The sequence below is a fragment of the Deltaproteobacteria bacterium genome, assembly GCA_022340465.1.
GTDB lineage: Bacteria > Desulfobacterota > Desulfobacteria > Desulfobacterales > B30-G6 > JAJDNW01.
The window spans coordinates 1-4,701 of record JAJDNW010000115.1 but is presented as its reverse complement, the minus strand read 5'-3'; the positions used below and the strand labels follow the sequence as shown (position 1 = coordinate 4,701).

General features: G+C 54.7%; 3 protein-coding genes. 2 read left to right on the top strand and 1 reads right to left on the bottom strand.

What is annotated here, in order from left to right; all coding sequences use genetic code 11:
• Positions 1-189 (bottom strand): hypothetical protein (locus LJE94_16245; protein ID MCG6911655.1); only part of this gene is annotated, 189 nt, incomplete at its 3' end.
• A 193-nt stretch (positions 190-382) separates the two neighbouring features.
• Here LJE94_16245 and LJE94_16240 point away from each other — a divergent pair.
• Together LJE94_16240 and LJE94_16235 are read left to right on the top strand one after the other, a co-directional pair.
• Positions 383-562, top strand: coding sequence for an FAD-dependent oxidoreductase (locus LJE94_16240; GenBank protein ID MCG6911654.1), 180 nt, complete (start codon positions 383-385; stop codon positions 560-562).
• Between the two features lie 180 nt (positions 563-742).
• Positions 743-4,701: FAD-dependent oxidoreductase (locus LJE94_16235; protein ID MCG6911653.1), on the top strand; the 3,959-nt coding region annotated here is incomplete at its 3' end.

Here is a 4,701-nt window from a genome sequence, read left to right as displayed (position 1 = left end):
TGACACACATCGGCTGACCCATTCTGGAGTATCATGGGCGGCCGATGGTTTCAAGGTCATTTGCAATGCATGCGACAGCCTCCCACACCAAAACACCCGCTTTTCGGCAGGGGGCTCAAAAAATTTGAGTTCAGAATCATTCGAGATGTTTAAATTCTTATAATCACATAATTTCAAATGGTTATACATTGATACCCCCATAACTGATTGCCGGGAAATTCTTTGGTTCAATCACCGATAATTAGGGTTGACAAATTTTAAAAATAGTCGATATAAGTGTCTCTTGCGGCTTGGCAAAGCCATGAAGGTGTCGGCCGCAAAACGCAACACGTTATTTTGATGTGTTCAATCGCCTCAAACCCACAATTTGAAGGAGTTCGGCATGACTGAAAAGGCCCTCGGATCCGTACTCGTTGTCGGCGGTGGCATCGCTGGCATGCAGGCATCCTTGGATCTGGCAGATTCAGGGTATCTGGTTCATTTGATTGAAAAATCCTCTGCCATCGGTGGCGTGATGAGTGAACTGGATAAAACATTTCCCACCAATGACTGCGCCATGTGAATCATTTCACCAAAACTGGTCGAGGTCGGCCGGCATCTCAACATCAATCTGATTACATGCGCTGAAATTGATAAAATTGAAGGATCTGAAGGAAACTTCAAAGCCTTCATCACCCAACAACCCCGGTACATCGATCCAGCCAAGTGCACCAGCTGCGGTGACTGTACGGAAGTCTGTCCGGTGACCCTTCCCAGCGAATACGACCAGGGGTTCAGTGACCGTAAAGCGACCTATAAAAAATATGCCCAGGCCATTCCGGGCGCATTTGCCATTCAAAAAGCCGATAAAGCACCCTGCCGCCTGGCGTGCCCCGCGGGTCTCAATGTGCAGGGGTATGTCCAGATGGTGGGACAGGGCAATTACCAAAGAGCCCTGGAAATCATTATGGAAGACCTGCCGCTTCCCGGCGTTCTCGGTAGAATCTGCCCCCACGGCTGCGAAGACGCCTGCCGCCGATGTGACGTGGACGCGCCGGTGGCCATTCGAAATCTCAAACGGCTGGCGGCGGATCAATTTGATGCCAGAAAAATCGAAATCTCCTGTGCAGCGCCCAGAGCGGAGAAAGTCGCCATCATCGGTTCAGGACCCGCCGGACTTTCCGCCGCCTATCAACTGGCACGAAAAGGAATCCTGTCAACGATTTTTGAATCACAGCCCCAGGCCGGCGGTATGCTGCGGGTGGGCATACCGGCGCATCGTCTCCCCAGAAATATTCTGGACAATGAAATTGAAGTCATCACGAATCTCGGCGTCGAAATCAAAACCAATACGCCCGTTGGACCGGACCTCAGCGTGGACGATCTGTTTGAAAAAGGATTCAAGGCCGTCTACATCGCCATCGGCGCCCACAAGGGCATCGAACTGGGGATTCCCGGTGAAAAGTCCAAGGGCGTTCGCCAGGGCGTCGAATTTTTGCGGGAAGTCAACCTGAACGGCACCACCGAAGTGGGCAAGCACGTCGCCATTATCGGCGGCGGCAATGTCGCCATTGACGTGGCGCGCTGCGCGGTTCGGCTGGGTGCCGAAACGGTCAACATCGTCTATCGCCGGACCCGCACGGAAATGCCCGCATGGGAAGAGGAGATCGCGGCTGCCGAATCAGAGGGCGTCAAGATCTCATACCTGGCAGCTCCCCAGGAGGTCCTGACAAGCGACGGCATGGTCACCGGCCTTCGATGCATTCAAATGGAACTGAGTGACGTGGATTCTTCCGGAAGACGGCGCCCTGTGCCCGTACCGGGCAGTGAATATGATATCGAGATCGACCAGCTGATACCGGCCATCGGCCAACGGCCGGATCTCTCCGGCATCGAAGATATCGCCGGTGTGGAGATTTCCCGCTGGGGCACCACGGAGGTTGACCCCATCACCTATGCCACCGGCCGCGAAGGTGTGTTTGCGGGCGGAGATGTGCAGACCGGTCCCTGGGTCGCCATCGGAGCAATCGCCGCCGGTAAGGAAGCGGCCGAATCCATTTTACGCTATCTAGACGGCAAAGATATGGCGGTCGGCAGAGAACCCGTCAAACGGGAAGATCCGGTGTACCGGCCCATACCGCCGGCCACCCCCATTCGGCAACGTGCCCACATGCCGGAACTGCCGCTGGAAAAACGTAAAGGGAATTTCACTGAAGTCGAGCTGGGCTACGCGGAAGATGCAGGCAAGGACGAGGCGCACCGATGTTTGAATTGCGGCTACTGCTGTGAATGTTACATGTGCGTGGAAGCCTGCGGTCCCAAGGCCATTACGCTGGAAACCCATGCCCAACAGCCTCAAACGCTGGAGCTCGATGTGGGCTCCGTCATTCTGGCACCTGGATTCAAACCCTTTGATCCGTCCCGCTTCGACAATTACAGCTACGCTAAACATCCCAATATCATTACCTCCATTGAATTTGAAAGAATCCTTTCCGCCACCGGCCCCACCATGGGTCATCTGGTGCGGATGTCGGACAAAAAGGAACCGAAAAAGATCGCCTGGTTTCAGTGTGTCGGCTCCAGAGATCTCAATAGGTGCGACAACAGCTACTGTTCGTCGGTGTGCTGCATGTATGCCGTGAAAGAGGCGGTTATTGCCAAGGAGCACGCTGCAGGGGACCTTGACTGTGCTGTTTTTTACATGGATATGCGCACCCATGGAAAGGATTTCGAAAAGTTTTATGCATCCGCCAAAGACCAGCATGGTGTCCGGTTCCTTAGAAGCCGCGTGCACACCATCAATCCGGTCCGGGGATCCGATGACCTTGAAATCGGTTACGTCACGGACGAAGGCATCCTGCAGAAGGAAGTCTTTGACATGATTGTCCTTTCCGTGGGGCTTGAGATACCCCCCGACATCGTGGATCTCGCCAAACGACTCGACATCGAGCTGACCGACGGCAATTTCTGCAAAACCACCACAACCTCGCCGGTTCAGACCTCCCGCGAAGGTGTCTATGTCTGCGGCGCTTTTCAAGGCCCCAAAGATATTCCGGAGTCGGTTATGGAAGCCAGTTCCGCTGCCTGCAGTGCCGGCATCAAGCTGTCATCGGCCCGGGGGTCGCTGGTAAAGGACAAGACATTTCCGGCTGAAACCAATGTCGAGGGTCAGGAGCCACGCATCGGCGTGTTTGTCTGCAACTGCGGCATCAACATCGGCGGTGTCGCCAACGTGCCGGAAATCGCTGAATACGCCAGGGGCCTGCCCAACGTCACCTATGTCGAAGAGAACCTTTTCACCTGCTCTCAGGACACCCAGGACAAGCTCGCGGAAGTCATCAAGGAAAAGGAATTGAACCGGGTGGTGGTCGCCGCCTGCACCCCGCGAACGCATGAGCCGCTTTTCCAGGAAACCATGCGCAATTCGGGTCTCAACCCGTACTTGTTCGAAATGGCCAACATCCGCAACCAGTGCACCTGGGTACATTCATCCGAAAAGGACAAGGCCACTCAGAAGTCTAAAGATCTGGTGCGGATGGCGGTGGCCAGAGCCTCTCTGCTGGACCAGATCGGTGATATTTCCGTGGATGTCAACAAATCGGCCCTGGTTATCGGCGGCGGTGTCGCCGGCATGACGGCGGCGCTGAATCTGGCCGATCAGGGCTTTCCGGCCACCATTGTCGAAAGAGACGAAGCACTCGGCGGCACGGCCAGGGATGTGAATAAAACCTGGAAAGGGGAATCGGTGCCGAAATTTTTGTCCGAGCTCGTCACCCGGGTAAAGGAACATTCAAATATCGATGTGATGCTGGGCGCCCAGGTGACCGAAGCATCCGGATTCGTCGGCAATTTCGAGACCACCGTCAGCGCCGGCGGTGGTGCCAAAAAGATTCAACACGGCGCCACCATCATTGCCACCGGTGCCAAAGCCGCAGGCACAGATGAATATCTTTACGGTAAACATCCACGTGTGACCCGCTGGCACGAACTCGAAAAGCATCCGGAACACCTGAAGGATGCACAGAGCATCGTTTTTATCCAGTGCGTGGGCTCCCGGGATGATCAGCGGCCTTACTGCTCCCGAATCTGCTGTACGTCTTCCATCATGCAGGCCATTGCCATCAAGGAGGTCCACCCGGAAACCGATGTCTTCATTTTGTACCGGGATATCCGCACGTACGGTGAACGCGAAGTATTGTACAAGAAAGCGCGCGAACTGGGCGTCATCTTCGTCCGCTACACGCTTGAAAATAAACCGGTGGTCGTTGAAGCCGGTGACGGACTTGAAGTCAGTGTATTTGATCCCATCCTTCAGCGGGAATTGAAGATTCAGGCGGATTGGGTCAACCTGGCCACGGCCATCGAGCCTGTGGAAAACAACGCCCTGGCCGCCATGTACAAGCTGCCGTTGAATGCGGAAAATTTCTTTATGGAAGCCCATGCGAAACTCCGTCCTGTGGAGTTTGCATCCGATGGTATTTTCCTGTGCGGTCTGGCGCATTATCCAAAATCCATCGATGAAAGTATTGCGCAGGCCATGGCGGCCGCAAGCCGTGCCGCCACAGTTTTGTCCAAACAATCGATTCAGATTTCACCACTGGTTTCCCAGGTGGATGTGGAAAAATGTATCGGCTGCGGCTTGTGTACCGAAGTCTGCGCCTTCAGCGCCATTGTACTTGAAGATATGGACGGTAAGCTCCGTGCCAAGAATATACCGGCATC

Coding starts and splice junctions, on each gene's coding strand:
- LJE94_16240 (MCG6911654.1), top strand. CDS start 383: ATGACTGAAAAGGCCCTCGGATCCGTACTCGTTGTCGGCGGTGGCATC.